Origin of the sequence: Streptococcus mitis (assembly GCF_002096895.1) — a bacterium.
GTDB lineage: Bacteria > Bacillota > Bacilli > Lactobacillales > Streptococcaceae > Streptococcus > Streptococcus mitis_AH.
Genome location: NZ_NCVI01000020.1, coordinates 152802 through 179058, shown reverse-complemented (window position 1 = coordinate 179058; position 26257 = coordinate 152802). Strand labels below are relative to the sequence as shown.

Sequence of the window (26257 nt, the reverse complement as noted above, 5' to 3'; positions counted from 1 at the left end):
TTGATGTTTATAGAGCTGCACGCAAACGTGCTTCTGCATTTTCTACATTACGGACAGAGCGTGGTAGGAAGGCACGAATATCATCTTCCTTATAGCCAACTTGCAGGCGTTTTTCATCTACAAGGATTGGGCTCTTTAAAATTCTCGGTGTTTCCATAATCAGATTGAGGACTTCGTTGACGCTCAAATCTTCAATATCCACTCCAAGGGCTTTGGCATAGCGATTTTTAGATGAAACGATGCTGGCTATTCCGTTATCTGTTTTTGTCAGAATATCCAGTAATTCTTCTCTCGTAATTCCTTCTTTACCAAGATTTTGTTCTTTATAACTTAACTGGTGGGCATTGAGCCAGGTTTTTGCTTTTTTACAGCTAGTACAACTTGAGACTGTATAAATTTTAATCATGTACCTACCCCTTTCGCTACATGTTACTATCAGTTTAGTCTATTATACCATAAAAAACATCCGACTTGCGACCTATTTTTAAATTTTTTTGACTTTTTTCGTCATTTTCGTCATTTTCGTACTTTTTTCTTGACAAAATGAAATTTACAGCCATTCTTGATATTTCTTGATATAGATTTTTTTCACAATTGTCACGCTAATCATATACAAAATAATGATGAAAAGTAAAAAGATGAAATAAATCGATTTTAAAGGAGTGAGATGAAGTAGGCTTGCGAGTGGACTGTAGGGAAGGAAGGTCACAAAGGCTGCAGCCAATAAGGTTGTCACAAGGACTAGCCAAGCTGGACGACTTTGTAAAAAGGGAATTTTAGCTGAACGCAACATATGGATAACCATAGTTTGTGACCACATAGACTCGATAAACCAACCTGTCTGGAACAAGACAATAAATCCTACGGCCGACTCTGCTCCATGAACATAGGCATGACCTGTCGTCATGGGTACAATGATAAAATAGAGCAAAATAAAGGTCAAAATATCAAAGGCAGAAGAGATAGGCCCCATCCAAACCATGAAACGTGTGATAGACTTGGCTTCCCAGGTATGCGGATTTCTCAAAAAATCTTTGTCCACCTTGTCAAAAGGCAAGGCAATACAAGACAAATCATAGACTAGATTTAGGATAATCAAATGGACTGGTGCCATTGGTAAAAATGGTAAAAAGATTCCAGAGACCAATAGGGATAAGATATTTCCAAAATTAGAACTCACTGTCATCTTGATATATTTGGTCATATTGGCATAGACCTTACGCCCTTCAACAAGTCCTTTTTCAAGCACCATGAGATCCTTATCAAGTAGGATAACATCCGCTGTTTCTTTGGCAATATCTACTGCTGTATCAACAGAAATCCCCACATCTGCAACTTTCATAGAAGGAGCATCATTGATCCCATCTCCCATATAGCCAACAGCATGACCATTAGCCTTAAATTGCAAAATAATTCGTGCTTTTTGGTCAGGAGAAAGTTTGGCAAAGACTGTTACCTCCTCCACGGCTTGAGCCAATTCTTGATTACTCATCTGATCAATTTCAGATCCTAACAGCATCTGATTGATATCTAAACCAACCTTTTCACAGACTGCTTGGGTAACTTTCTCGTTGTCTCCCGTCAAAATCTTTGTTTGAACCCCATGTTCTAACAGAGCCTTAATTGCTGGTGCTGCAGATGGTTTAGGAGGATCTAGGAAGGCTAAATAACCAGTTAGAATCATATCCCCTTCATCATCAACTGTATAGGCATGACCTTCCCTCAAACCTGACTTATAGGCCACTCCCAAGACACGCAAACCTTGTTGATTTAGTTGTCGGACTTCCTCTAAAATCTCTTCTCTAATAGCATCTGTCAAGGGAGTAATCACTCCTTGGTATTCCGCATGACTGGAAATCGTCAACATTTCCTCTAGGGCACCCTTGGTTACCAAACTAACAACTTCGTGTTCATCCTTAACGATAACACTCATCCGTCTACGTTCAAAATCAAAGGGAAGCTCATCTATTTTTTGAAAAGTTTGAGCCAGATTTTGGAGGATATCGTGTTCTTTTGCTTCCTTTTCAGTCCGTTTGATGATGGCTCTGTCCATCAAATTTTTCAAGCCCGTTTGAAAATAAGAATTGAGATAAGCTCGTCTCAAGACGGTCAAATCCAAATCTCCATGTATATCCAAAGGATATTCAAGGACAATTTCGTCTTGGGTTAGAGTTCCTGTCTTATCTGTACACAAAATATCAATCGCCCCTAAGTCCTGTATGGCATTGAGTTTCTTGATAACCACTTTTTCCTTGGCCATGATAATAGAACCTTTTGCTAGGCTAGCGGTAATAATCATAGGAAGCATTTCAGGTGTCAATCCAACACCAACACTCAAAGCAAATACGCCAGCTTCCAGCCAGTCGCCATCTGTTAAACCATTGGACAAGAAAACGATGGGCACCATGACCAACATCAAACGGATCAAGAGCCAAGAAATACTGTTCATCTCTCGTTCAAACGAAGTAGGCTCATCATAGGTGTTCAGAGTCTGCTCAATGGCCCCCATCATGGTATCATCACCAACCGCCAAAACCACGGCCTTGGCACTGCCAGATAAGACATTGGTTCCCATAAAAGCCAAGGATGCGGCTCCGAGCAGACTATCAGATTGTTGAACTGTTGCCTTGGTCAAGGCCAATTTTTCAACAGAATCACTTTCGCCTGTCAAGCCAGACTGTTGGACAAAGAAATCGCGCGACTCAAATAAAAGAAGATCTGCTGGAATCATATCTCCAGCGCTTAATTTAACCACGTCCCCCACTACCAAATCATCGATAGGTACTTCTTGAATTTCTCCTTGACGAATGACAGTCGCTGTGTTGACAATCATTTTTGAAAGATTGGTCGCAGCCTTATCACTGCGGAGTTCTTGGACAAAGCGAATGCCTCCAGAAATGAGGACTAGGACAACGATGATAATAGAAGTCGTCGGATCCTCTTGACCTGGTTTTGCCAACCAGACATTGGTCACTAAGGAAATCACGGCGATAACCAGCAAGATGATTGTAAAAGGATTGATAATGGATTCGTAAATCTTTTTGAGGATACTGTCTTCTTGACCCTTTGTGATGGTATTTTCGCCATATAGGTCACGATTTTTCTCCACCTGCTCCTCAGTCAAGCCTGTTAGACTTGTCTTATAAAAAGAGAGAGTTTCGTTTAAAGATGTATGAATAGCTGTTGCTAATCTTTCTTTTGTAGTTTTCATTGGTTTCTCCTATCTGTATGAATGATGTGTTTCATACACAGAGACCAATCACTTTATAAGGGCAGAACGACACAAATCAGCGATTGGCTGTGTATGTGCGGTTCCGGATGATCGTCAATTTGCATCGTCTATCTCCTTTCTTTGATTTAAACAGTAGAAAATCCCACCATAAAATGGCAGGATTAAAAAACTAATTATCTGTTTTTCGTTCAAGCTTTAACTCCATAGGGCAATGTAATGAGCTTAGTCTTGGCCTTCGCGACCAGGACTGTTGACCAACGAGTAGTGTCTCCACTGCTTTGCGGTAGTCATCCGTATCCCTATGGTAGCCTCACCTACCGTTTTCGTTTTTCAGTATAAACCTTTAAAATTTAAAAGTCAATCATTTGAGTTGTTTAACTCTTAGATAACTATCAACTCTTTTGGAGCAAGAGTCAATAATTCACAACCTGACTCTGTAATCAGAATATCATCCTCGATACGAACACCATATTTACCTTCGATATAGATACCTGGCTCATCTGTCAAGGCCATACCTGCCTTAATAGTTTCTGTAGAAGTCTGGCTAAAGTAAGGCTCTTCATGGATATCCAGTCCAATACCGTGTCCAATACCGTGGGTAAAGTAGTCGCCATAGCCTGCCTCGATGATAATATCGCGAGGAATTTTGTCAAAGTCTCGGAAACCTAACCCTGCCTTAGCCTGGTCAATCAAGGCTTGGTTGGCTTTCAGAACCGTATTGTAAATCTCTGCCTGCTCGTCGCTGACATGCCCCAGATAGATAGTCCGTGTCATATCACTGACATAGTGGTCATAGAGACAGCCGAAATCCATGGTAATAGCTTCTCCTAGCTCCACTGGTTTGTGCATTGGATGGGCATGGGGCTTAGAAGAGTTGATTCCGCTAGCTAAGATAGTGTCAAAAGATAAGCCAGATGCTCCCAACTCACGCATGCGGAAATCAAGGAAGTTGGCAATCTCAATCTCAGTCTTTCCTGGCTTAATAAAGTCAAGCGCGTCGCGGAAAGCTTGGTCTGAGATAGAACAAGCCTTGCGAATCGCTGCAATCTCCGCTTCATCCTTAATCATTCGAAGACCTTCAACAAACTGAGTTTGTGGAAGCAAGTCAATTCCTTCAAAGGTTGCCTGCATACGGTGATAATAAGAAACTGAAATCTCATCTTCAAAACCGATACGAGACAAGCCCATGTCCTTGACAATTCCTGCAATGACAGCCAATTCATCACGATCTGCCACAATCTCAAAGCCACTGGTTTCTTGCTTAGCTGCAATGATATAGCGAGAGTCTGTCACTAAGACCTGACGGTCACGGCTGATAAAGACTGTTCCGTTTGAGCCCCAAAAACCCGTCAAATAATAGACGTTTTTAAGGTTATTGATGATGATGCCATCTAGTTCTTTTTCTTGCATTTTAGCTAGAAATGCTTGTACACGTTTATTCATGATGTAACTTTCCTTTCAAATAATGTCCTGTGTAGCTGGCTTCATTGGCCGCTACTTCTTCTGGAGTTCCTGTTGCGATGATGGTTCCACCGCCGACACCGCCCTCTGGTCCCAAGTCAATAATATGGTCTGCTGTCTTGATAACGTCTAGATTGTGCTCAATGACAAGAACTGTATTGCCATCATCGACAAAGCGAGCTAAAACCTTAAGCAAGCGAGCGATGTCCTCGGTATGAAGTCCTGTCGTTGGCTCATCCAGAATGTAGAAAGATTTTCCTGTCGATCGTTTGTGGAGTTCACTAGCCAGCTTCATACGCTGAGCTTCTCCCCCAGAAAGGGTGGTGGCTGGTTGACCTAGCGTCACATAGCCCAGTCCCACATCCTTAATAGTCTGAAGTTTGCGTTGAATTTTCGGAATGTGTTGGAAAAATTCTACCGCATCGTTGACCGTCATATCCAAGACCTGCGAGATATTCTTTTCCTTGTAGTGGACTTCTAGGGTTTCACTGTTGTAGCGGGTCCCGTGGCAAACTTCACAAGCCACGTAAACATCTGGCAAGAAGTGCATCTCAATCTTGATAATCCCGTCACCTGAGCAGGCTTCACAGCGACCTCCCTTGACGTTGAAACTGAAACGTCCCTTTTTGTAGCCACGAATCTTGGCCTCATTTGTCTGGGCAAAAAGGTCACGTATATCGTCAAAGACTCCCGTATAGGTAGCAGGGTTAGACCTTGGCGTTCGTCCGATAGGGCTCTGGTCAATATCAATCAAGCGGTCTACATGCTCAATCCCTGTAATAGTCTTAAATTTACCAGGTTTGTCTGAATTACGGTTGAGCTTCTGGGCAATGGCTTTTTTGAGAATGCTATTGATTAGGGTCGATTTCCCTGAACCTGATACCCCTGTCACTGCGATGAATTTCCCTAGTGGAAAGCGAGCCGTCACATTTTTCAAGTTGTTCTCACGCGCTCCCGTCACCTCGATAAAACGACCATTTCCGGTACGGCGCTCGTCTGGCACTGGAATGGCACGTTTGCCTGACAAGTACTGGCCTGTGATAGACTTACTGTTACGAGCTACCTGTTTAGGCGTACCTGCCGCAACAATTTCCCCACCAAAAACACCCGCACCAGGACCAACATCAATCAGATAATCAGCCTCACGCATAGTATCTTCGTCATGTTCCACTACTATGAGAGTATTACCCAAATCACGCATCTTTTTGAGACTGGCAATCAGACGGTCATTATCCCTCTGATGAAGACCGATTGACGGCTCGTCTAGAATATAAAGGACACCTGATAGGTTAGAACCAATCTGGGTTGCCAAGCGAATACGCTGACTTTCTCCACCTGAAAGGGTTCCTGCCGAACGTGACAGGGTCAGATAGTTAAGACCCACGTTATTGAGGAAAGTCAAACGGTCCTTGATTTCCTTGAGAATAGGCCGAGCAATGATGGCTTCATTTTCAGATAGAGTCAACTGGCTTACCAAGTCCAAGTGGTCCGCGATAGACAGGTCTGAAATTTCTCCGATATGTGGTCCTTGCTCACCACCAACACGGACAGACAAGGCCTGGTCATTGAGACGATAACCGTGACAGGTTCCGCAAGTCAGCTCATTCATGTAGAGGCGCATCTGGGTGCGCGTGTAATCGCTGTTTGTCTCGTGGTAGCGACGTTTGATATTATTAACAACTCCCTCAAAAGGAATGTCAATATCGCGCACACCACCAAATTCATTCTCATAGTGGAAATGGAATTCCTTGCCATCTGAGCCGTAGAGAATCAAGTTCTTATCTTCTTCTGACAAGTCCTCAAAAGGCTTATCCATATCCACTCCAAAGGCTGTCATGGCCTGCTCTAGCATGTTTGGATAGTAGTTGGATGAGATAGGATTCCAAGGAGCCAAGGCTCCCTCACGTAAGGTTTTGCCGGCATCTGGCACTACCAAATCAGTATCCACCTCCAGCTTGATACCCAAGCCGTCACACTCACTACAAGAACCAAAAGGAGCATTGAAAGAGAAGAGACGTGGCTCTAACTCTGGAACAGTAAATCCACAAACTGGACAGGCATAATGCTCAGAGAACAGTAACTCCGAATCGTCCATCGTGTCGATAATGACATAACCTTCTGAGATACGAAGGGCAGCCTCAATGGAATCAAAGAGACGACTACGAATGCCCTCCTTGATAACAATACGGTCAACCACGACATCAATATTGTGTTGCTTGCTCTTGGACAACTCTGGCACTTCGGTCACATCATAGACTTCCCCATCCACACGGACACGAACATACCCATCTTTCTGAACCTTTTCAATAACACTCTTATGTTGACCTTTTTTCTTGCGGATGACAGGGGCCAAAATCTGCAAGCGCTGGCGTTCAGGTAATTCTAAAACCTTATCCACGATCTGCTCCACAGAAGAAGCCTTGATAGCTCCGTGCCCGTTGATACAGTAAGGCGTCCCCACACGTGCGTAGAGGAGACGCAGATAGTCATTGATTTCAGTCGTTGTACCCACCGTCGAGCGAGGGTTTTTACTAGTCGTTTTTTGGTCAATGGAAATAGCTGGGCTGAGACCATCAATGGCATCTACATCAGGCTTCTCCATATTTCCCAAGAATTGACGAGCGTAGGCTGACAAACTCTCTACATAGCGCCGTTGTCCCTCGGCATAGAGGGTATCAAAGGCCAGACTGGATTTCCCTGAACCTGACAAGCCAGTCACGACAACCAACTTGTCTCGTGGAATCTCCACATCAATATTTTTTAAATTATGGGCACGCGCCCCATGAATGACAATTTTATCTTGCATCTTTGTTCTTTCTAGTCCATTATTGCTTACCATTATACCAAAAAATGTGAGATTCTATTACCCAAAAGGCTGAATTTATAGTATAATAGTACGGTGTGAAAAAATCTGAAAAATGAGAAAGGATAAGGGATATGAAACAAGTTTTTCTCTCTACAACAACTGAATTTAAAGAGATTGATACACTTGAACCGGGTACTTGGATCAATCTCGTCAATCCGACTCAACATGAATCACTGGAAATCGCTAACGCCTTCGATATCGATATTGCCGACCTTCGAGCACCGCTCGATGCGGAAGAAATGTCTCGTATTACCATTGAAGATGAGTACACCCTGATTATCGTAGACGTTCCGGTCACAGAAGAAAGAAATAACCGCACCTACTACGTAACCATCCCGCTTGGTATTATCATCACCGAGGAAACCATTATCACTACGTGTTTGGAACCATTACCAGTCCTCGATGTCTTTATCAACCGTCGTTTGCGTAATTTCTATACCTTCATGCGCTCGCGTTTTATCTTCCAGATTCTTTATCGCAATGCAGAGCTTTACCTAACAGCCCTTCGTTCAATTGACCGCAAGAGTGAACAAATCGAAAGTCAACTGCATCAATCAACTCGTAATGAAGAATTGATTGAGCTCATGGAATTGGAAAAAACCATTGTCTATTTCAAGGCCTCCCTCAAAACAAATGAGCGCGTGATTAAGAAATTGACCAGCTCAACCAGCAACATCAAGAAATACCTTGAGGACGAAGACCTGCTTGAAGACACCCTGATTGAAACCCAACAGGCCATCGAGATGGCAGATATTTATGGAAACGTCTTGCATTCTATGACAGAGACCTTCGCCTCTATCATTTCCAACAACCAGAACAACATCATGAAAACCTTGGCCCTTGTGACCATCGTTATGTCCATCCCAACCATGGTCTTTTCTGCCTATGGGATGAACTTTAAGGATAATGAAATCCCCCTAAACGGTGAGCCAAATGCCTTCTGGTTAATCGTCTTTATCGCCTTTGCTATGAGTGTCTCGCTCACTCTCTATCTCATCCATAAAAAATGGTTCTAAGAGGAGTTCCTATGTCTCAGATTGATCTACAAAAATTAACTAAGAAAAACCAAGAGTTTGTCCACATCGCTACCCAACAATTCATCAAAGATGGGAAAACAGACGCTGAAATCAAGACTATTTTTGAGGAAGTTATTCCCCAAATCCTTGAGGAGCAAGCCAAGGGTACGACTGCTCGTTCCCTCTACGGCGCACCGACCCATTGGGCTCATAGTTTCACTGTCAAGGAACAATATGAAAAAGAGCATCCAAAAGAAAATGATGATCCAAAACTCATGATTATGGACTCAGCTCTTTTCATCACTAGCCTCTTTGCCCTCGTCAGCGCCCTCACAACTTTCTTTGCGGCAGATCAAGCTTTCGGCTATGGATTTGTCACTCTCCTATTAGTTGGACTGGTTGGTGGATTTGCCTTCTACTTGATGTACTACTTTGTTTACCAATACTATGGACCAGATATGGACCGCAGTCAACGTCCACCTTTCTGGAAATCTGTACTGGTTATCCTAGCTTCTATGTTCCTTTGGTTGCTTGTCTTCTTTGCAACAAGCTTCCTACCAGCTAGCCTTAACCCAGTACTGGCTCCATTGCCATTGGCTATCATCGGAGCAGCCCTCCTAGCCCTTCGCTTCTATCTCAAGAAACGCTTGAATATCCGCAGCGCAAGTGCAGGACCAACACGTTATTAAGAAGAATCAAAAAAGCAACTGCAGGTGCGGTTGCTTTTTTGATTTTAAAGTATTCTTCTGACATCCCACATAGTTTTCTCCCATCTTTTATGATAAAATAGGCTCAATCAATTTCTAGGAGGAAGAAATATGGTTTCTACTATTGGTGTTGTTAGTTTATCTAGTGGCATTATCGGAGAGGACTTTGTCAAACACGAAGTGGACTTGGGTGTCCAACGTCTCAAGAACCTGGGACTCAATCCTACCTTTTTGCCTCATTCGCTAAAAGGATTAGACTTTATCAAGGACCATCCTGAAGCTCGTGCAGAGGATTTGATTCATGCCTTTTCTGATGATAGCATCGACATGATCCTATGCGCCATCGGTGGAGACGATACCTATCGCTTACTACCTTATCTTTTTGAAAATGACCAACTACAAAAGGTTATCAAACAAAAAATTTTTCTTGGCTTCTCGGATACAACCATGAACCATCTCATGTTGCATAAACTAGGAATCAAAACTTTTTATGGTCAATCCTTCCTAGCAGACATTTGTGAATTGGACAAGGAAGTGCTGACCTATAGCCTCCACTACTTTAAAGAATTGATTGAGACGGGAAGAATCTCAGAAATCCGCCCTAGTGACGTTTGGTATGATGAAAGGACTGACTTCAGTCCCAAGGCTCTGGGGACACCTCGTGTCAGTCATGCAAATACTGGTTTCGAGCTGTTGCGGGGAAATGCCCAGTTCGAGGGAAAAATCCTCGGTGGTTGCCTCGAATCCCTCTACGATATCTTTGACAACTCTCGATACGCAGATAGCACGGAGCTCTGCCAAAAATACAAACTTTTCCCTGACTTGTCAGACTGGGAAGGAAAAATCCTCTTGCTAGAAACAAGCGAAGAAAAGCCTGAGCTGGAAGACTTCAAAAATATGTTGCGGACTTTAAAAGACACTGGTATATTCGAGGTCATCAGTGGACTCTTGGTCGGAAAACCTATGGATGAAACTTTCTATGACGACTATAAAGAGGCACTATTGGATATTATTGACAGCAATATCCCGATTATCTATAATCTAAATGTCGGCCACGCAACTCCAAGAGCAATTGTACCCTTCGGAGTTCACGCCTATGTAGATGCAAAGGAGCAAATCATTCGCTTTGACTATAACAAAAAATAAATAGTTTCTCTATTTTTGTGCTTTTGTATTCGTTTTCGTTACAATTTGTATCTGAATTTATTGCATTTCGCTAATTTCTATGATATCCTTTTGAAGGAGGTGTATATGACAAAACAAAAAATTAATCGAATCGTAGGTTCTATTGGTGCCTTTATTGGAATTATAGTATTTATTGCCTACATACCTCAAATTATCGCTAATTTACAGGGAAATAAAGCTCAACCATTTCAACCTTTATCAGCTGCTATATCTTGCTTAATCTGGGTTATTTATGGATGGACAAAGGAACCTAAGAAGGATTGGATACTAATCATTCCAAATTCAGCTGGTGTTATTTTAGGTGGAATCACTTTTTTGACTTCACTCTAACAAATCTAATAGTATATATAAAAAGCTGGGAAAAATTTCTCAGCTTTTTCTATATTCTCAGATATTCTAGTTACCTATACTCACTAATTGCTGCTTTTCCACTCACAATCGTTCTCGTGGTCATCAACTAGCCCTGCTGCTTGTAGAAAAGACAAGATGGCGACTGGTCCTGTGAACTTGAAACCTCGTTTTTTGAGATCTTTGGATAATTTCTCAGATAGAGCTGTTTTGGCAGGCGCCTGACTGTAGTCAGGCACATCATTGACGATAGTTTTTCCCTCAACAAAGGACCAAAGATAGGCATCAAAAGAGCCATATTCTGCCTGTAACCGTAGAAAGGATTGGGCGTTAGCGCGTGTAGAAAAAATCTTGGCTCTATTTCGGATGATGGCTGGATTATCCAGCAAGGCTTCCAATTCGGTGTCGGTCATCTCTGCAACTGCTTGAATTTGATAGCCATGAAAGGCTTCTCGGAAAGCCTGGCGTTTGTTTAGTACCGTTTCCCAAGACAAACCAGCCTGATAGGTTTCCATACACAACAACTCAAACAATCCTTGGTCATCATGGAGGGGCTGCCCCCACTCTTCATCATGATAAGCGATGTAGAGCAGATTGGTCATCTTGACCCACGAACAACGTTTTGTCATGCTCTGCTCCTATTTGACCAACATCTTAAGGGCCGACTTGATATAGTTCTCAGCTGTATCTGTCGTTCCTTCAAAGAATTTCTTGATTTTTTTGAGCTCAGTTGCCTTGTAGCCCAGAGCCAGCATGGCTTCCATAGCTTCCTCCAATTCTTGATTTTCAGCGCTAGCTTGCACTGCGACCTTGGCAGGAAGGTCGTCTCCTGCAACTACTACCTTGCCTTCCAAGTCCAGCACCATCTGCTGGGCTGTTTTCTTGCCAATTTTAGGGAACTTGGTCAAATAAGTGATGTTCTTGGTTTCAATGGCTTGAACCAGGCCAGCATTGTCATCAGCAGCGATAATAGCAAGAGCTGATACAGGACCAATCCCAGAGACCGAAATCAGACTGAGAAAGAGTTTTTTCTCGTCTTCTGAGCGAAATCCATAAAGTAGATGGGCGTCCTCACGCACGACCTGATGAACATAAATTTGAGCTTCTTGGTTAACCTGACCTGAGTAGGCATAAGGATTGGCCACATGCAGGATATAACCGATACCGTTGACTTCAAGAACAATGTATTTAGCAGTGATTTTGGTAATGATTCCTTTTAAATATTCGTACATAATTTTCCTTTTAGTTTAATATTTCCCCAACTCACGGAGACTGGTGTGATTTTCCTGAATACGTCGGAACATCTTTTCCATATCCGACTTGGTAAAATGCACCAAAACAGGACGTCCGTGGGGACAGTTGTAGGGATTATCACATCGAGAGAGCTGATAAAGGAGCTGTCTAGCTGAATGATCATCGATACGATGGTTGGCCTTGATAGACCGCTTGCAGGACATCATAATAGCTAGCTCTGCTCGATATTTCTTGATAGAAACCTCCTTGGTCAAAAGGAGCATGTCGCACATTTCATAGATGCCTGACTCGATTTCCTCCTCTGCCATCCAAATAGGATGTTCGCGTAAGATGAATTGATTTTCTCCGTACTCTGCTAGAAAGACGCCCACTTCCTCCAAAAGTGCCATTCTTTCCTTGAGAAGCAGAGCATCATCCGCTGGAAATTCAAAGATATAGGGCACTAATAGTTGCTGCTGGCTCTGGTCAACATTGCCAATGCTTTCACGATACTCCTCGTACTTGACCCGTTCCTGAGCCGCATGCTGGTCTATGATGTAGAGCCCATCTCGTCCTTGGGCAAAGAGATAGGTTCCATGCATTTGCCCGAAAAATTCCAACTCTGGGAAGCTGGATGATTCTTCTCGCTCCAGCTTGTCATAAGCCTTATCCAAACTGGCTAAATCTAGCTCTGGATGATCTAGCTGGTCGTAGTTAGCAGGCTTTCTCTCTGCAAAATGCAGTTTTGCTGGCTTGGTTAGTTGGTCCAAGGTTTCTTTGGCAAATAAAGTCAAATCCTGTCCTTCATCAGTCAATTCTACCTGATAATCAGCTACTTCAGCTTGACTAGGTCTTGTCGGCTCCGTTTGCTCATAGTAGAGCGTATTTTCTTTGAGTGGGAGAATGGTCTGCTCCACCTTCTCACGATTGCGCACGGTCGATTTGGCAAGATTTTCCAAGGCATCAGGTATCAAGGTTTGCTCCTTGAGACTATTTGCAATAGCTTCTGAGACCAAGGCCATCAGTTCTTTTTCCTTGGAAATCCGCACCTCTTGCTTGGTTGGATGAACATTGACATCTGCTAGATAGGGGTCGATATGGATGTGAATGACAGCCAGTGGAAAACGCCCCACCATGAGCTTGCTGCCATAACCGTCAAGAATAGCACGATTGAGCAGAAAGTTCTTGATATAACGGCCATTGATGAAGAGGCTGATATAGTTGCGGTTAGCCCGAGTTAACTCAGGCAAGGACACAAAGCCAGAAATTTCGAAATCAAGGTCAGAATTCTCAATTTCAATCATCTTCTTAGCACTCGCCAAACCGTAAATCCCTGCGATTGCTTGGCGCAGTTGACCAGTCCCTGCTGTCCGTGTCATTTCCTTGCCATCACTAATCAAACTAAAAGAAATCTCAGGATGGGCCAAGCCTAGACGGTTGACAATATCAATAATATGAGACAGCTCCGCTTGCTGGCTCTTCATATATTTGAGGCGGGCAGGCGTGTTGAAAAAGAGGTCCTCCACACAAACCTTGGTTCCCACAGGACTAGTCGCTGGGATGACTTCTTCAACTTCTCCCCCACGCGCAACGAGCTTTGTTCCGTGACTCGCACCATCCACCGCCGTCAACAAAGTCAGGACACTGACAGACGCAATAGAAGGCAAGGCTTCACCACGAAAGCCAAGCGTTCGAATTCGAAAGAGATCTGCCTGATTTTTTATCTTACTGGTCGCATGACGACGCAGAGCCAGCTCTACCTCATCGTGGGCAATTCCATGACCATTATCTGTGATTTGAATCTTCTTGAGACCAGCTTCCTCAATCTCAATGATAATCTGACTAGAACCCGCGTCAATGGCATTTTCTACCAATTCTTTGACCACACTGGCAGGACGTTCAATGACCTCTCCTGCCGCAATCTGGTTTGCCAGCACCTCTGGCAATTCAATAATATAAGACATCTTTCAGCCCCTTTCTATATCTATTTTCCTAGAAATTAATTAGTGCTATTATACCATATTTCAGATAGGACAGAAAAGCAAGCGCCACATAGAAGCCAAATCCCTCCACATAAACAAAGTCCCTTGCCAGGGGGCATAAAATAGTGGTATACTCAATAAAAATCAAAGAGCAAACTAGAAAGCTAGGCGCAGACAGTACTTTAGTACGGCAAGACGACGCTGACGTGGTTTGAATTTGATTTTTGAAGAGTATTAATAAAGATGTACAAGAAGTGAGATTAATTTTGTATGAAAAACAAGGAGAGAAATTTATGAAAGTAGAACTACAGATTAGTGAGACTTACAAGGAGGAAAAACTGATTGTCCAAGCACCTCAAGAAACCGATAAAATACAGAAAGTCATCGAGTTCGTAGAAAATCTTGACCAAAAAGAAACAATCAAAGGAAAGATTGATGATCAAGTCTATCTCGTTAAGGTTGGTAAGATACAACGCTTCTATATCGAGAATCGGAAAGTTCTAGCAGAAACAGCGAGTCAGACCTACAGCATTGATTTGCGACTCTATCAGGTTCTTGAAATTCTGCCGACCAATTTTATCCAAATTTCCCAATCAGAAATCATCAATATCAACTCCATCTCCCATCTCAAGCTAACTCCCAACGGTCTAGTAGAAATCTTTCTAAAAAACGAAAGTTTCACCTACTCTTCACGCCGTTACCTAAAAACCATCAAGGAGAAATTAGAACTATGAAAAAACAAGTATTTCACGATGCAGCTGCCGGTGTTCTTATCGGCCTCATCCTCTCTATCATCTTTTCACTCATTTATGCACCAAATACCTACGCACCACTAAATACATACTCTATCATCGGTCAAGTGATGGCTCAACATCAGGTTCACGGTGCTCTAGTCTTGCTCTACTGCACACTTATCTGGGCAGCTATCGGTATTCTCTTTAGCTTTGGCAATCGCTTATTCAGTCGTGACTGGAGCATGCTTCGTGCCACTCTGACTCATTTCTTCCTTATGCTGGCTGGCTTTGTCCCACTAGCAACTCTAGCAGGTTGGTTCCCCTTCCACTGGACCTTCTATCTCCAGCTCATTATCGAGTTTGCGATTGTCTACCTCATCATTTGGGCTATTCTTTATAAAAAAGAAGCTAAAAAAGTGGACCACATCAATCAACTCTTGGAGCATAGAAAGTAAGAGCAATAATCCCACTCACAAATGCATGAGTGGGATTATTTTTATAGTTTTTGTTTTAGCTCAACCAAGACATTCATAGCCTGCATGGGTGTCATGTTGTAAATGTCCAATTTAGCTAATTCTTCTAGGATAGGATGCTCTTCTGCCGTATCAAATAGTAAAATCTGTTCTGTGACAGCACTTGTTTGCCTCATGGGAGCAGGACTTTCTGTACCTTGATTCTCTAGCTGAGTCAAAATCTTATCCGCCCTTGCTAACAGGTCTGCTGGCAAGCCAGCAATCTTGGCAACATGGATACCGTAGGATTTATCAGCTGGTCCTGGTTCGATCTTGTGAAGGAAGGTGACCTGCCCATCCTGCTCCAAGGTTGCCACGTGGACATTGACCAAGTGTTGTAAACTAGACTCCAGACTAGTCAACTCATGGTAGTGGGTCGCAAAGAGAGTCTTGGCTCCGATATGTGCATGGATGTATTCGATGATGGATTGAGCAAGAGCCATTCCGTCATAAGTTGCAGTTCCACGACCTAACTCATCAAAAAGAATCAAGGAATTTTTGGTCGCATGTGAAATGGCATTATTGGCTTCCATCATCTCCACCATAAAGGTTGATTGACCTGAAACCAAGTCATCTGCCGCTCCAATACGAGTAAAGATTGCATCAAAAATTGGCAAATGGGCGCTTTCTGCTGGCACATAGGAACCCATCTGGGCCATAATCGCCGTCATGGCTAACTGGCGCATATAGGTTGACTTACCACTCATGTTTGGCCCTGTAATCAGTTGAATACTGGTATCTTCTGTCATCTGAATCGTATTGGGAATATAGGTCTGAGCCCCCATAACCTTTTCAACGACAGCATGGCGCCCTTTCTGGATATCAATTCGCGAATCCTCTCCGAACTCTGGTCGAATCAAATGCTGGGTTTCAGCCACAACCGCCAGACTTTGCAAGACATCAACCGTCGCAATTCCTTGGGCTAGAGCCTGCAAACGCTGGATGTACTTGCTGACCTCTTCACGGATACGCATAAAAATTTCATACTCTAGGTTAGCTGACTTTTCACGCGCCTCCAGCATATCTCCTTCGATACGGGCTAATTCTTCGGTTCCAAAACGTTCTGAGTTTTTCAGCGTCGCCTTGCGGAAAAAGTGAGCAGGCACATTTCCCAGTTGAGAATTGGTCACATGGAAATAGTAGCCATCCTTCTTATTGTAGTCAATCTTGAGCGTGCTGATACCAGAATTTTCTCGCTCCTTAGCCTCAATCTCAGCAATCCAGCTAGTCCCTTCTCTGAGAACGCGACGGTACTTGTCTAAAGTCTCATCAAATCCAGTCCGAATGATTCCTCCATCTGTAATCACATGAGGAGCTTCAGGAGCAATCGCTGCGCTAATCAAACTCTCCAACTCAGGGATTCCATCCAATTGTGCGATGAGATAAGCTAGAGCAGGTTGCTCCATCCCTTCTAAAATCGCACGAATCCGTGGCACACTGGATAAGGTGGTCGCCAACTGCAAGAGATCCTTGGGATTGGTTTTACCAAAAGAAACACGACTAGCCAAGCGTTCGATATCATAGACACCCTTGAGACTGTCTGTCAAATCACTACGCTCAAAGAAATGGTCGAGGAAGACCTGCACCACTTCTTGGCGTTGGACGATTCGTTCCTTATCAATCAGGGGACGATGAATCCAAGACCGCAAGAGCCGCATACCCATAGCTGTTTTGGTTTCATCCAAAAGCCAGAAAAGACTGCCTTGCTTCTTGCCTGACCGAGCATTCTCAACCAAATCCAGACTAGCCTTGGTCGCATAATCCATCTGCAAGAAATCTTTGATTTCATAGCGGATAACAGGTTTGAGGTGGTTCAATTCCCTCATCTGGGTTCGATGGACATACTGGAGCAACTTACTAGATGCCGCTTGCTCCACAGCTGCTAATCGTGAATCCAGTAAATGAAGGTCTTCAAAGCCTTCTTTTTCATAAGAGAGTACCAGATTCATCTGGCGACTGAGGATTTGTTCTTCTTCCTCAGACAAGTCATAACCCAGCACCACTTCTCGCGCCTTGAGATTACGGATTTCCCCACAAACCAGCGTGAAATCCAATAAACCTGTCACATAAAAGTCACCGGTCACCAGGTCCATATAAGCTAGACCAAATTGATTGCCTTCGCGGTCTATGGCAACCAAGAAATTATTCTGACTGTCCGGCTTACTGCTATCGACCACTGTCCCTGGCGTAATGACCTGAACAACCTCTCGTTTCACAACCCCAACTGCTTGTTTCGGATCTTCCATCTGCTCTGCGATAGCTACCTTATAGCCCTGCTCAATCAAGACATCAATGTACTGTTGGGCAGAATGATAGGGGACACCCGCCATAGGAATCGGATTGTCCGCATTCTTGTTGCGACTCGTTAAGGAAATTTCCAGAATCTGCGCAGCATTGACCGCATCCTCATAAAATAATTCATAAAAATCACCCATCCGAAAGAGCAAAAAAGCATCTGGATATTGCTTTTTAATATCCACATACTGTTGCATGCCGGGTGATAGCTTTTCTGTCGTCATTGTCCGTCTCTCCTTGTCAAAAATAAGTCTTGAGAGCAACTCCCAAGACCTTACTTATCTTTCATCAAATCTAGCAAACGATCTTCCATGAGTTTGGCAACGTGCTGGTCCCGACAAATGACCAATAAGGTATTGGCACCAGCAACTGTTCCTAAAATCCATTCATCCTTGTTTGCATCTACAATATTTGCCAAAACAGAGGCTTCTCCCAATTTGGTATGAAGCACCAAGGTAAACTCTGCTCTTGCAACACCTTCTAAATGATGAGACAAAAATTCCACCAAATCAATCTTTTCTGTCTCATTTGCTAGTACATAATACACCATATCATTTTTCTTGACCTTGGTCAAGCCGATTTCGCGCAAATCACGAGACAAGGTTGTCTGCGTCACAAAGACATTGTGTGCCTCCAACCGATCTTGAATTTCTTTTTGTGTACTTAATTTCTCCTCAGTAATCATTTTTTTTATTAACTGATGACGATCTCTTTTTCTCATAAAATCCTCTTATATGCATATTTATAACTAATTTTATAACTATATTATACCAAAAAAACAGGAGATTTCAAAAATTTTTTCTTCTTTCTTTAAAATTGTGATAAAATAGTAGAAAAGTCCAAAAAGGAGCTCTTAATGAATACAAAAGAATTGATTGTTAGCGAGTTGGCTAGCGTCATTGATAGCCTGGACCAAGAGGCTATTTTAAATTTACTGGAAACCCCTAAAAACTCAGAAATGGGAGACATCGCTTTCCCTGCTTTTTCTCTTGCAAAAGTCGAACGTAAAGCACCTCAAATGATTGCTGCTGAACTGGCTGAAAAAATTAACAGCCAAGCCTTTGAAAAGGTTGTCGCAACAGGACCTTACGTCAATTTTTTCCTTGATAAATCTGCCATTTCTGCTCAAGTATTGCAAGCTGTTATCACTGAAAAAGAACACTATGCTGACCAACATATTGGTAAACAAGAAAATGTTGTTATCGATATGTCTAGTCCAAATATCGCTAAACCATTCTCTATTGGTCACCTGCGCTCAACTGTTATCGGAGATAGCTTATCACATATTTTCCAAAAAATCGGTTATCAAACAGTCAAGGTCAACCATTTGGGAGACTGGGGTAAACAGTTTGGAATGCTGATTGTTGCCTACAAAAAATGGGGTGACGAAGAAGCTGTAAAAGCTCATCCAATCGATGAACTCCTTAAACTCTATGTCCGCATCAACGCTGAAGCTGAAAATGACCCTAGCTTGGATGAAGAAGCACGCGAATGGTTCCGTAAACTTGAAAATGGAGACGAGGAAGCTCTCGCTCTTTGGCAATGGTTCCGCGATGAAAGTTTAGTGGAATTTAACCGCCTTTACAATGAACTGAAGGTTGAATTTGACAGCTACAATGGAGAAGCCTTCTACAACGATAAGATGGATGCAGTTGTAGAAATTCTTTCTGAAAAAGGCCTTCTTGTTGAGTCAGAAGGTGCCCAAGTTGTCAATCTTGAGAAATATGGAATTGAACATCCTGCCCTCATCAAGAAATCTGATGGAGCAACTCTCTATATCACACGTGACTTGGCTGCAGCCCTTTACCGTAAAAACGAATACCAATTTGCTAAATCTATCTATGTCGTTGGTCAAGAGCAATCTGCCCACTTTAAACAACTCAAAGCCGTCTTGCAAGAAATGGGCTACGACTGGAGTGACGACATTACTCACGTTCCTTTTGGTTTGGTTACAAAAGAAGGTAAGAAACTCTCTACTCGTAAAGGGAATGTCATCTTGCTAGAGCCTACTGTTGCAGAGGCTGTTAGCCGTGCCAAGGCCCAAATCGAAGCTAAAAATCCTGAACTGGAAAATAAAGACCAGGTAGCGCATGCTGTTGGAGTTGGAGCCATTAAATTCTATGACCTCAAGACCGACCGTACAAATGGATACGACTTCGACCTAGAGGCTATGGTATCCTTCGAGGGTGAAACTGGACCTTACGTTCAATACGCCTACGCTCGAATCCAATCTATCTTACGCAAAGCAGATTTCAAACCAGAAACAGAGGCTAATTACAGCTTAAATGATGCTGAAAGCTGGGAAATCATTAAACTCATCCAAGACTTCCCACGTATTATCAATCGTGCGGCAGATAACTTTGAACCTTCTATCATTGCTAAATTTGCAATTAGCCTAGCTCAAGCCTTCAACAAGTATTATGCACATACACGTATCCTAGACGAAAATCCTGAGCGCGACAGCCGTCTAGCCCTTAGCTACGCAACCGCAGTCGTTCTCAAAGAAGCCCTTCGCTTGCTTGGAGTAGAAGCGCCAGAGAAGATGTAAATCGCCAAAGTTACTTGATTGCAGAGCAATCTAAGTAACTAACGCCAAATCCTATTCGGACTTTGGCTAGGCGCTTCACTAGTTTTAGGACATAAATATGATTGATTTATGTCCTAAAACGTCGTAATCTTAAAGTTATTGGAACTAAAGTTCCTAATTGTTAGACGCTAGCCGCTTATATGCGGACTAGCTAACTGCTTCACTAGTCATGGCCCCCTAGATATAATCGATTTAGAGAACATGACGTCGAAACTATGGTGATTTGGTTAGGCGCTTCACTAATTCAATCTACTCACTACTACTTCTTTATCATACAGGGAGATATCCTATGAGCCAATATGCTTATATCCTCGTTGTGATTAGTTTGGTTTTCCTTTTTCTGCTCAATAAGTACGAGAAGGAGAGACTGCAAAAACTCTACCAAGAACAACTTTTAAAGGATGAAACATTTAGGACTGACATCAAAGAGAAAATTCACACAACTGAAAACATCAATGATGTCATTGCTTACATCAATAAAACTTATCACCTAGGAATGTTGCTATCAAAAGACATTACAGATCAATTGAAATAATCAAAAACCGAGAAGAAAGCTTCTCGGTTTTTTTAGGGCATAATTTTTATCTTCCAACTATAGCAAATAACATTTATATTAAAAAGTTTATAGGTAATTTTCATCTCTGCTATAGAGGGGGATATAATAAGTTCTTTCTTCTAATGATTGAAAGATCGTTATCAGCTCAACTTTCCAACTCATACAAATCTGCAATAATTGCTGCAACACGTTTGATATCTCCCAGCATACCTCGCATTTCAAAATCAGCCAATACAGGGAAACCAAAACGTTGACTGTATTGCTTAGCTGTCAGGCAGTATTGGTTATTAAAGTTACGATTTCCTGAACCAACCACACCAAAACACTTACTAGCATTGTCACCATAAGCGATAAAATCCCCCACTGGTGTTGTCAAAATCTCGACATCTCCGTTATCAACGCCATTCCCACCTTCTAGGTAAGTTGGCAAAAAAGCGACATAGGGATGCTCCATTTCATAGAAATCTTGGCCTTCTTTGACCAAATCCTTGATATGAATCTTTTGAACCTCAATTCCCTCGTACTGGGACAAGAGATAGTCTTTCAAGCGCGTCACAAAACTCTCAGTATTCCCACTCAGACTGATATAAACTAAAGAAATTGTCTTCATATGTACCTCCATCATTTTATATAATCGAAAAGAACTATCAAGATTGTAACTTGATAGTTCTTTTTTGTCAATACTTAGACAAGTTCTTCTGTTTCCTCTTCTTCCGCCAAGGCTTTTTGCTGACGCCACATTTTATAGAAGACGATTGCTAGGAAGATAACATTGAGTACGATCCCAAAAATAGCAGAACCTTTGGCACCAAGCTCCGCTCCCATACGGATGTTAGGGTCTGTAAAAAGTAAAACCGCATCCTGAACGCCGATAAAGTTGTAGATAGAACCAACGATGGCAACGAAGACATAAGCAAGATAAGTGTAGTTGGCCAATTGGATGTTTTTACGAACAAGGAAAACCAAAGACACAACCACCAGAATAACAGATAAGACAACCAAGAGAATGTTGAAGATAGAATGACCATGCTCCGATACCTTAATGGTGTAAGCAACGAGCTCCTTAGCATAAGTAGCATTAACACCTGATGCTGATGTTTCTAGATTGTTCATACCCTCCGCAGTAGGTACTGGAGATATGATTCCAAATAGTGACATTGCTGAGAGTAAGGCTGAAAAAATCAGTAATACCCATAGATAGATTGGTTTCTTTTTCATAATAGAACCTCCTGATATTATTATCGATATTATAGCACTTTTTGTAAAGGGATACAAATATTATAGTGTGGTTTCCACCTGTTTTCGGTAGGCTTTTGGCGATTTTCCGCACAATTTTCGGAACACTTTATAGAAATATCCAACATTACTGTAACCAACAGCATAACAAATATCTTCGATACTGTCACTGGTTGAAAGTAAAAGTTGCTGAGCAGCCTTAATGCGTTGTTTGTTTAAAAGCTCTGCGAAGGTCGAATTGGTTTCTCGCTTAATCAACTGCCCCAGATAGACAGGATTGATAAAGAGATCCTTACTGATATCCTTGAGAGAAAGTTCTTTCTGATAATCACTCCCAATGACTTCTAGCACACTAACCACATTTTCATTCATCCGATATTGCCCAAAGAATCGAGTCAGAGTTTCCTTGATATAAGGAACCAATTCATCGAAGGTTTGAATAGCATGAATCGTTTTGACAATATCCGTCAAATCATCAGCCTTTAGATGTTCAAACAAATGAAAGACATCCATGACAAACTGGATAAAAAGCTGTTTGGTAATCGGAACACGCGGCGTATTTTCAAGAACCACCTTCTCCAAGAGATTTAACTCTTCTACGATTTGATTGAGATTCCCCTGAATGATAACCCTATAAATCGGTTCGTAGTAGGCAAAGAGACTCTCAGACCGTTGTAGATTTACAGAGCCGTAAAAGAGGGCTTTCTCAGCATTCAGCTTCCAGCGTTCAAAGTGTTCTTGATAGGGAGCTTCAAAGGGAGTAACGACTAAACCATCTAGGGGTTGGTCAGAAATGAAAATCTGCCAGTCTTGACCCAAGACATAGTAGGGAATGGTGAAAGAGCCTTGTTTTTCCTTGGATAGGCCTATCCACCAATTCTCCTTACCTCCTAGATAACTAACAAATCCAGCCTCGTCTAAATCTTGACTGAGGATCTGACTTTTCTTTCCTCTCTCGCCGAGCTGACCTGCAATCTTCTCCAGCAGATTTCCCAACTCTACCTTATCAACAGGTTTGACCAGATAGTCCACCACACTAAGGTTCATTGCTCTTTTTACATAATCAAACTCCTGATAACCTGAGAGCAGGATATAGGCAGCATCTGGTAAGATTTCTTTCATCTCCCGAATCATATCAAGCCCTGTTTTGTCGGGCATATTGACATCGGAAATGACTACATCGACGGGATTTTTCTGAACATATTCTAGGGCTTCATCGGCATGACTGGCTGTTGCGACGACCTCCATATCCCACTTATCAAAAGGAATCAAACGTTTCAGACCTTCTGTCACCATGTACTCATCATCTACTAATAATACTTTATACATTTTCTCCCTTTCTACTCATCTTGAATTGTAATACGATACTGAACACCTGCTTGCTCCGCAGACTCTATAGTAATGGCATAGCGATCCCCAAAATAGAGCACAAAACGCTCATGGACATTGACAATCCCGATAGACTGCTTTTGTTCACTATAACTGGCTTGATGTTCAAAATGTCTCTGCCTTAACTTTTCTCGGATATCGACCAGCTTTTCAGTCGACATTCCACGGCCATTATCTACCACCAAAATTTCTACAAAACCAGCCTGTTTAAGCGCCTTGATGCTAATCACATTATCTGTCCGTCTGTGGTCAACACCATGCGCGAAATAATTTTCTACTAGCGGTTGCAAGGTAAACTTGGGAATCTTCATATTCTCTAACTCTGGATCTATCTTGAAACCATAGGCAATGGACTTGGGATAGCGAACCATGCAGAGATAGCTGTATTTACGGCAAAATTCTAATTCCTGTTTGAGGAGTGTTTCTCTTTCGTCGGAAATATTGTTACGCAACAGGCTACTGAACTCATAAATGATATCTGCCAACTCATCTTGACTTTGCATAACTGCATACATGCGCAAGAACTCCAGAGTATTGTACATGAAGTGAGGGTTGATTTGCGCCTGCAAGGCCCGCATATTGGCATCTTTTTGACTAAGCTCTAACTGATAAATATCATGTATATTCTTTTCTAATCGATCCAACATATCATTGGTCGTCTCCGCGATTAGGAGCAATTCCTGATCCTTTTCAAGCGTATCGATGCGAAGACCTTCTTCCCCTTGAGCAATAGCTTGAATAGAATCCACCAAATCCACTACCTGCTTTTGGTAGTTCGCAAAGGTCTTCCTCAAAGTCAGATAGAGAATGACAATAAAGAGAAGGCTCAAACCCACAATCAAAGCAGAGCTGGCAACTGTTCCTTGTAAAACAAAGTTTTTAGGAACTGCCACCTGAACCTGATATCCATGAGAAGTCATACCAACAAACCAGTTCTCATGTTCCCTATTGACCCTCTCACCAATATGAAAAATCTCCGTATCAAATGGTGATGTCACAGTAACAGCCATCGGAATATGACCTCGGGTATTGTCAATGGCATGATATAAAACTTCTGGATCCAAGGAGATGTATATCACTCCTATAGATTGATCCGTTGCTGGATCCAGAACTGGAATTCCAAAACTATTGGCCTCTGGTTTAAAGGCCTCAGCTGGCAAGACATGACCACTTCTTTTATCCCTTGTTGAAACATAAACTTCTTTAAAATCCTGCAAGACGATTGCAACACCCGTTATAGAGTCATTTTGGACATAAAGATCATCAATGTTTTCATACAGAGAAATAGAAGTTGACGAAGCTGCTTGATGCTCCAACAGCCAATAAAAATACTCAGAAGTTGACAAGCTAAAGTACTTATAAACCCCTTGTATCCGGTCTTGATTGGCTACTAAATCTTGCGCTAGCTGGGCTGACTCGCGATAATAATATTCCACCTCTTCGACTGTTCGAGTGGTTACACGCTGGGCTACTCTTTGAGCTTCCTTTTCCCGTGAATCCCAGTCAGCGTAAGAGAGTAAGATTGCAAAACTCGCAATAATAATCATCATAACTGAACTGTAGGTTCTTAGAAGCGTATGTAGCCAAAACTGCTTCATTCTATTTTGTCGCCAATTTTTCATGGATACTTTCATAGACCGGTTCCAACATATCACTGATAAAGAAATGCCACATCCCAATTCCTACAAAGAAAAGTAGGGCAGGCATATAGTAACCAATTGCCACAAGTAGCACTGTCCCAAGGAGAACCTTGGCCACAGCCGCTAAGCTCATAAAGATGCCAATTAAGGATAGTTTGAGACTATTTCGATAAGACAAGTCAAAATAAACTTGTAATTTCAAAGACACTGTATAGGCCAAAAACAGCAGGGCAACTACTAGGACATTCAAAAAGGTCGCAATCAAATGAATAATAGTCTGATGAGGCAATTGCACCAAGAGATACAGGCCATAGACCAAAACTAGAGCCACCCCTAAAAAGCTATAGAAAATCAGGTTGCTTGAGACGAAATTTTGCTTATAAAGAGACCAAGCCTCCTTCAAACTGTATTCCCGAAAGCTATAACCATGTTCTGCATACAGGCTCATCAGGGTGGCACTAGCCGGCGCTAGACCAAGGATAATCCCTCCCACCAAGGTTAGTAGCCAAAAGAAGGCTGTCGCAATCATCCCTAAAAAGAAACGATTAAAGACAAAGTCTAAAAATCTACCCATGATATCCCCCTAAAAATAACTATGAAACTATTATATCATATTTCAAGCGTTTTCAAAAACTTCTAGTATCCATTTACAATCCCATCAAACCGTGGTACAATGAGAATTGTGAAAAAATTATCAGGAGACAATTCATGAAAAAATCTATCTTAACTACACTGCTTTTTGCAGTTCTTTACTTCCTCTGCATGGGGATTGGTGTCCTTTTGGGCAATCTCTTTGACCAAGCTGGAAACATGTTTTATGCGCCTGCCTTTACTGCCCTTGTCGGCGGTAGCGTCTATATGATCCTAGTCGCAAAAGTTCCACGTTTTGGAGCCATTACCACTATCGGCCTTGTCATTGCCCTCTTTTTCTTGGGAACTAAACACGGTGCCGGTGCCTTCCTTCCTGGAATTATCTGTGGCCTGCTAGCAGATGGAGTCGCTCATCTAGGAAAATACAAGGACCAAACAAAGAATTTCCTTTCTTTCATACTCTTTGCCTTTAGCACATCAGGACCAATCCTACTTATGTGGATTGCGCCCAAAACCTATATGGCAACCCTTCTAGCAAGAGGAAAATCCCAAGAATATATCGACCGTATCATGGTTGCTCCAAACCCTGGAACCATCCTTCTATTTGTCGCAAGTGTTGTCATCGGAGCCCTAGTGGGTGCCTTGATTGGACAAGCCTTGAGTAAAAAATTTGCGCAGAAAATCTGA

At 42.3% G+C, this 26257-nt stretch carries 23 protein-coding genes and 1 riboswitch; of the genes, 9 read left to right on the top strand and 14 right to left on the bottom strand.

Annotated features, from left to right (window positions below):
- Window positions 1-7: 7 nt before the first annotated feature.
- The 4 genes from spx to uvrA all read right to left on the bottom strand — a co-directional run bounded on the left by spx (window position 8) and on the right by uvrA (window position 7499).
- Window positions 8-406, bottom strand: coding sequence for a transcriptional regulator Spx (gene spx / locus B7697_RS05495; protein WP_000591165.1), 399 nt, complete (start codon window positions 404-406; stop codon window positions 8-10).
- Window positions 407-550: 144 nt separating this feature from the next.
- Window positions 551-3211 carry a magnesium-translocating P-type ATPase gene (mgtA, locus tag B7697_RS05485; RefSeq protein WP_084950734.1) on the bottom strand — a complete coding sequence of 887 codons (2661 nt, stop codon included), beginning with the start codon at window positions 3209-3211 and terminating at the stop codon, window positions 551-553.
- A 194-nt stretch (window positions 3212-3405) separates the two neighbouring features.
- Window positions 3406-3556, bottom strand: a riboswitch (M-box (ykoK) riboswitch).
- Window positions 3557-3613: 57 nt separating this feature from the next.
- The gene (locus B7697_RS05480; protein WP_057553695.1) at window positions 3614-4675 is read right to left on the bottom strand and encodes a M24 family metallopeptidase; all 1062 of its coding nucleotides are present in this window, start codon (window positions 4673-4675) and stop codon (window positions 3614-3616) included.
- On the bottom strand, window positions 4668-7499 hold the full coding sequence (gene uvrA, locus B7697_RS05475) for an excinuclease ABC subunit UvrA (protein ID WP_084950732.1): 2832 nt from the start codon (window positions 7497-7499) through the stop codon (window positions 4668-4670). Before uvrA ends, B7697_RS05480 begins: the two co-directional genes overlap by 8 nt.
- Window positions 7500-7630: 131 nt before the next feature.
- Here uvrA and B7697_RS05470 point away from each other — a divergent pair, with 131 nt between their 5' ends.
- The 4 genes from B7697_RS05470 (at window position 7631) to B7697_RS05455 (ending at window position 10797) form a co-directional block, all read left to right on the top strand.
- On the top strand, window positions 7631-8575 hold the full coding sequence (locus B7697_RS05470; protein ID WP_023945117.1) for a magnesium transporter CorA family protein: 945 nt from the start codon (window positions 7631-7633) through the stop codon (window positions 8573-8575).
- A gap of 11 nt (window positions 8576-8586) precedes the next feature.
- Window positions 8587-9264: a DUF1129 domain-containing protein gene (locus B7697_RS05465; protein ID WP_084950730.1), complete on the top strand. Its 678-nt coding sequence runs from the start codon at window positions 8587-8589 to the stop codon at window positions 9262-9264.
- A gap of 129 nt (window positions 9265-9393) precedes the next feature.
- Window positions 9394-10428, top strand: coding sequence for a S66 family peptidase (locus B7697_RS05460; RefSeq protein WP_000255140.1), 1035 nt, complete (start codon window positions 9394-9396; stop codon window positions 10426-10428).
- Window positions 10429-10533: 105 nt separating this feature from the next.
- Window positions 10534-10797: a SemiSWEET family transporter gene (locus B7697_RS05455; protein ID WP_000166114.1), complete on the top strand. Its 264-nt coding sequence runs from the start codon at window positions 10534-10536 to the stop codon at window positions 10795-10797.
- A gap of 83 nt (window positions 10798-10880) precedes the next feature.
- Here the strand turns inward: B7697_RS05455 and B7697_RS05450 are convergent, their stop codons facing one another.
- From B7697_RS05450 to mutL, 3 genes are read right to left on the bottom strand one after another with little or no spacing between them, the layout of a single operon-like run.
- Window positions 10881-11444 carry a DNA-3-methyladenine glycosylase I gene (locus tag B7697_RS05450; RefSeq protein WP_084950729.1) on the bottom strand — a complete coding sequence of 188 codons (564 nt, stop codon included), beginning with the start codon at window positions 11442-11444 and terminating at the stop codon, window positions 10881-10883.
- 9 nt (window positions 11445-11453) lie between these two features.
- On the bottom strand, window positions 11454-12047 hold the full coding sequence (ruvA, locus tag B7697_RS05445; protein WP_000273423.1) for a Holliday junction branch migration protein RuvA: 594 nt from the start codon (window positions 12045-12047) through the stop codon (window positions 11454-11456).
- Window positions 12048-12062: 15 nt separating this feature from the next.
- A complete protein-coding gene (gene mutL / locus B7697_RS05440) occupies window positions 12063-14012 on the bottom strand; it encodes a DNA mismatch repair endonuclease MutL (RefSeq protein ID WP_084950726.1) in 1950 nt (649 codons plus the stop codon).
- 311 nt (window positions 14013-14323) lie between these two features.
- Between mutL and B7697_RS05430 the strand changes: the two genes are divergently transcribed.
- Complete coding sequence (locus tag B7697_RS05430; RefSeq protein WP_084950724.1) at window positions 14324-14764, top strand: LytTR family DNA-binding domain-containing protein; 441 nt, start codon at window positions 14324-14326, stop codon at window positions 14762-14764.
- The gene (locus tag B7697_RS05425; RefSeq protein ID WP_084950722.1) at window positions 14761-15219 is read left to right on the top strand and encodes a DUF3021 domain-containing protein; all 459 of its coding nucleotides are present in this window, start codon (window positions 14761-14763) and stop codon (window positions 15217-15219) included. Before B7697_RS05430 ends, B7697_RS05425 begins: the two co-directional genes overlap by 4 nt.
- A gap of 41 nt (window positions 15220-15260) precedes the next feature.
- Here the strand turns inward: B7697_RS05425 and mutS are convergent, their stop codons facing one another.
- Window positions 15261-17795: a DNA mismatch repair protein MutS gene (gene mutS, locus B7697_RS05420; protein WP_084950721.1), complete on the bottom strand. Its 2535-nt coding sequence runs from the start codon at window positions 17793-17795 to the stop codon at window positions 15261-15263.
- Window positions 17796-17845: 50 nt separating this feature from the next.
- Window positions 17846-18292 carry an arginine repressor gene (gene argR, locus B7697_RS05415; RefSeq protein ID WP_001231476.1) on the bottom strand — a complete coding sequence of 149 codons (447 nt, stop codon included), beginning with the start codon at window positions 18290-18292 and terminating at the stop codon, window positions 17846-17848.
- A gap of 135 nt (window positions 18293-18427) precedes the next feature.
- Here argR and argS point away from each other — a divergent pair, with 135 nt between their 5' ends.
- On the top strand, window positions 18428-20119 hold the full coding sequence (gene argS, locus B7697_RS05410; protein ID WP_084950719.1) for an arginine--tRNA ligase: 1692 nt from the start codon (window positions 18428-18430) through the stop codon (window positions 20117-20119).
- A 328-nt stretch (window positions 20120-20447) separates the two neighbouring features.
- A complete protein-coding gene (locus B7697_RS05405; RefSeq protein WP_000084858.1) occupies window positions 20448-20693 on the top strand; it encodes a hypothetical protein in 246 nt (81 codons plus the stop codon).
- A gap of 166 nt (window positions 20694-20859) precedes the next feature.
- On the opposite strand, the gene nrdI is transcribed toward B7697_RS05405, so the two are convergent.
- From nrdI to B7697_RS05380, 5 genes are all read right to left on the bottom strand, one after another.
- Entirely contained in the window at window positions 20860-21324 is a 465-nt protein-coding gene (gene nrdI, locus B7697_RS05400) for a class Ib ribonucleoside-diphosphate reductase assembly flavoprotein NrdI (protein ID WP_084950718.1), read from the bottom strand.
- 74 nt (window positions 21325-21398) lie between these two features.
- On the bottom strand, window positions 21399-21932 hold the full coding sequence (locus tag B7697_RS05395; RefSeq protein WP_084950716.1) for an ABC transporter permease: 534 nt from the start codon (window positions 21930-21932) through the stop codon (window positions 21399-21401).
- Window positions 21933-21992: 60 nt separating this feature from the next.
- On the bottom strand, window positions 21993-23279 hold the full coding sequence (locus B7697_RS05390; RefSeq protein ID WP_049510499.1) for a response regulator transcription factor: 1287 nt from the start codon (window positions 23277-23279) through the stop codon (window positions 21993-21995).
- An 11-nt stretch (window positions 23280-23290) separates the two neighbouring features.
- Window positions 23291-24961 carry a sensor histidine kinase gene (locus B7697_RS05385; protein WP_338152199.1) on the bottom strand — a complete coding sequence of 557 codons (1671 nt, stop codon included), beginning with the start codon at window positions 24959-24961 and terminating at the stop codon, window positions 23291-23293.
- On the bottom strand, window positions 24939-25553 hold the full coding sequence (locus B7697_RS05380; protein ID WP_084950713.1) for a YesL family protein: 615 nt from the start codon (window positions 25551-25553) through the stop codon (window positions 24939-24941). Before B7697_RS05380 ends, B7697_RS05385 begins: the two co-directional genes overlap by 23 nt.
- Before the next feature lie 134 nt (window positions 25554-25687).
- Here B7697_RS05380 and B7697_RS05375 point away from each other — a divergent pair, with 134 nt between their 5' ends.
- Window positions 25688-26257 carry an MptD family putative ECF transporter S component gene (locus tag B7697_RS05375; protein ID WP_084950711.1) on the top strand — a complete coding sequence of 190 codons (570 nt, stop codon included), beginning with the start codon at window positions 25688-25690 and terminating at the stop codon, window positions 26255-26257.

What these genes read in the sequence shown, in the direction of transcription:
- B7697_RS05430 (WP_084950724.1), top strand. Translation starts at nt 14,324, where the DNA reads ATGAAAGTAGAACTACAGATTAGTGAGACTTACAAGGAGGAAAAACTG.
- nrdI (WP_084950718.1), bottom strand. Translation starts at nt 21,324, where the DNA reads ATGAAGACAATTTCTTTAGTTTATATCAGTCTGAGTGGGAATACTGAG.
- B7697_RS05425 (WP_084950722.1), top strand. Translation starts at nt 14,761, where the DNA reads ATGAAAAAACAAGTATTTCACGATGCAGCTGCCGGTGTTCTTATCGGC.
- B7697_RS05385 (WP_338152199.1), bottom strand. Translation starts at nt 24,961, where the DNA reads ATGAAAAATTGGCGACAAAATAGAATGAAGCAGTTTTGGCTACATACG.
- B7697_RS05455 (WP_000166114.1), top strand. Translation starts at nt 10,534, where the DNA reads ATGACAAAACAAAAAATTAATCGAATCGTAGGTTCTATTGGTGCCTTT.
- B7697_RS05405 (WP_000084858.1), top strand. Translation starts at nt 20,448, where the DNA reads ATGAGCCAATATGCTTATATCCTCGTTGTGATTAGTTTGGTTTTCCTT.
- B7697_RS05450 (WP_084950729.1), bottom strand. Translation starts at nt 11,444, where the DNA reads ATGACAAAACGTTGTTCGTGGGTCAAGATGACCAATCTGCTCTACATC.
- argR (WP_001231476.1), bottom strand. Translation starts at nt 18,292, where the DNA reads ATGAGAAAAAGAGATCGTCATCAGTTAATAAAAAAAATGATTACTGAG.
- B7697_RS05465 (WP_084950730.1), top strand. Translation starts at nt 8,587, where the DNA reads ATGTCTCAGATTGATCTACAAAAATTAACTAAGAAAAACCAAGAGTTT.
- spx (WP_000591165.1), bottom strand. Translation starts at nt 406, where the DNA reads ATGATTAAAATTTATACAGTCTCAAGTTGTACTAGCTGTAAAAAAGCA.
- mgtA (WP_084950734.1), bottom strand. Translation starts at nt 3,211, where the DNA reads ATGAAAACTACAAAAGAAAGATTAGCAACAGCTATTCATACATCTTTA.
- mutL (WP_084950726.1), bottom strand. Translation starts at nt 14,012, where the DNA reads ATGTCTTATATTATTGAATTGCCAGAGGTGCTGGCAAACCAGATTGCG.
- B7697_RS05460 (WP_000255140.1), top strand. Translation starts at nt 9,394, where the DNA reads ATGGTTTCTACTATTGGTGTTGTTAGTTTATCTAGTGGCATTATCGGA.
- uvrA (WP_084950732.1), bottom strand. Translation starts at nt 7,499, where the DNA reads ATGCAAGATAAAATTGTCATTCATGGGGCGCGTGCCCATAATTTAAAA.
- B7697_RS05390 (WP_049510499.1), bottom strand. Translation starts at nt 23,279, where the DNA reads ATGTATAAAGTATTATTAGTAGATGATGAGTACATGGTGACAGAAGGT.
- ruvA (WP_000273423.1), bottom strand. Translation starts at nt 12,047, where the DNA reads ATGTACGAATATTTAAAAGGAATCATTACCAAAATCACTGCTAAATAC.
- mutS (WP_084950721.1), bottom strand. Translation starts at nt 17,795, where the DNA reads ATGACGACAGAAAAGCTATCACCCGGCATGCAACAGTATGTGGATATT.
- argS (WP_084950719.1), top strand. Translation starts at nt 18,428, where the DNA reads ATGAATACAAAAGAATTGATTGTTAGCGAGTTGGCTAGCGTCATTGAT.
- B7697_RS05395 (WP_084950716.1), bottom strand. Translation starts at nt 21,932, where the DNA reads ATGAAAAAGAAACCAATCTATCTATGGGTATTACTGATTTTTTCAGCC.
- B7697_RS05375 (WP_084950711.1), top strand. Translation starts at nt 25,688, where the DNA reads ATGAAAAAATCTATCTTAACTACACTGCTTTTTGCAGTTCTTTACTTC.
- B7697_RS05380 (WP_084950713.1), bottom strand. Translation starts at nt 25,553, where the DNA reads ATGGGTAGATTTTTAGACTTTGTCTTTAATCGTTTCTTTTTAGGGATG.
- B7697_RS05470 (WP_023945117.1), top strand. Translation starts at nt 7,631, where the DNA reads ATGAAACAAGTTTTTCTCTCTACAACAACTGAATTTAAAGAGATTGAT.
- B7697_RS05480 (WP_057553695.1), bottom strand. Translation starts at nt 4,675, where the DNA reads ATGAATAAACGTGTACAAGCATTTCTAGCTAAAATGCAAGAAAAAGAA.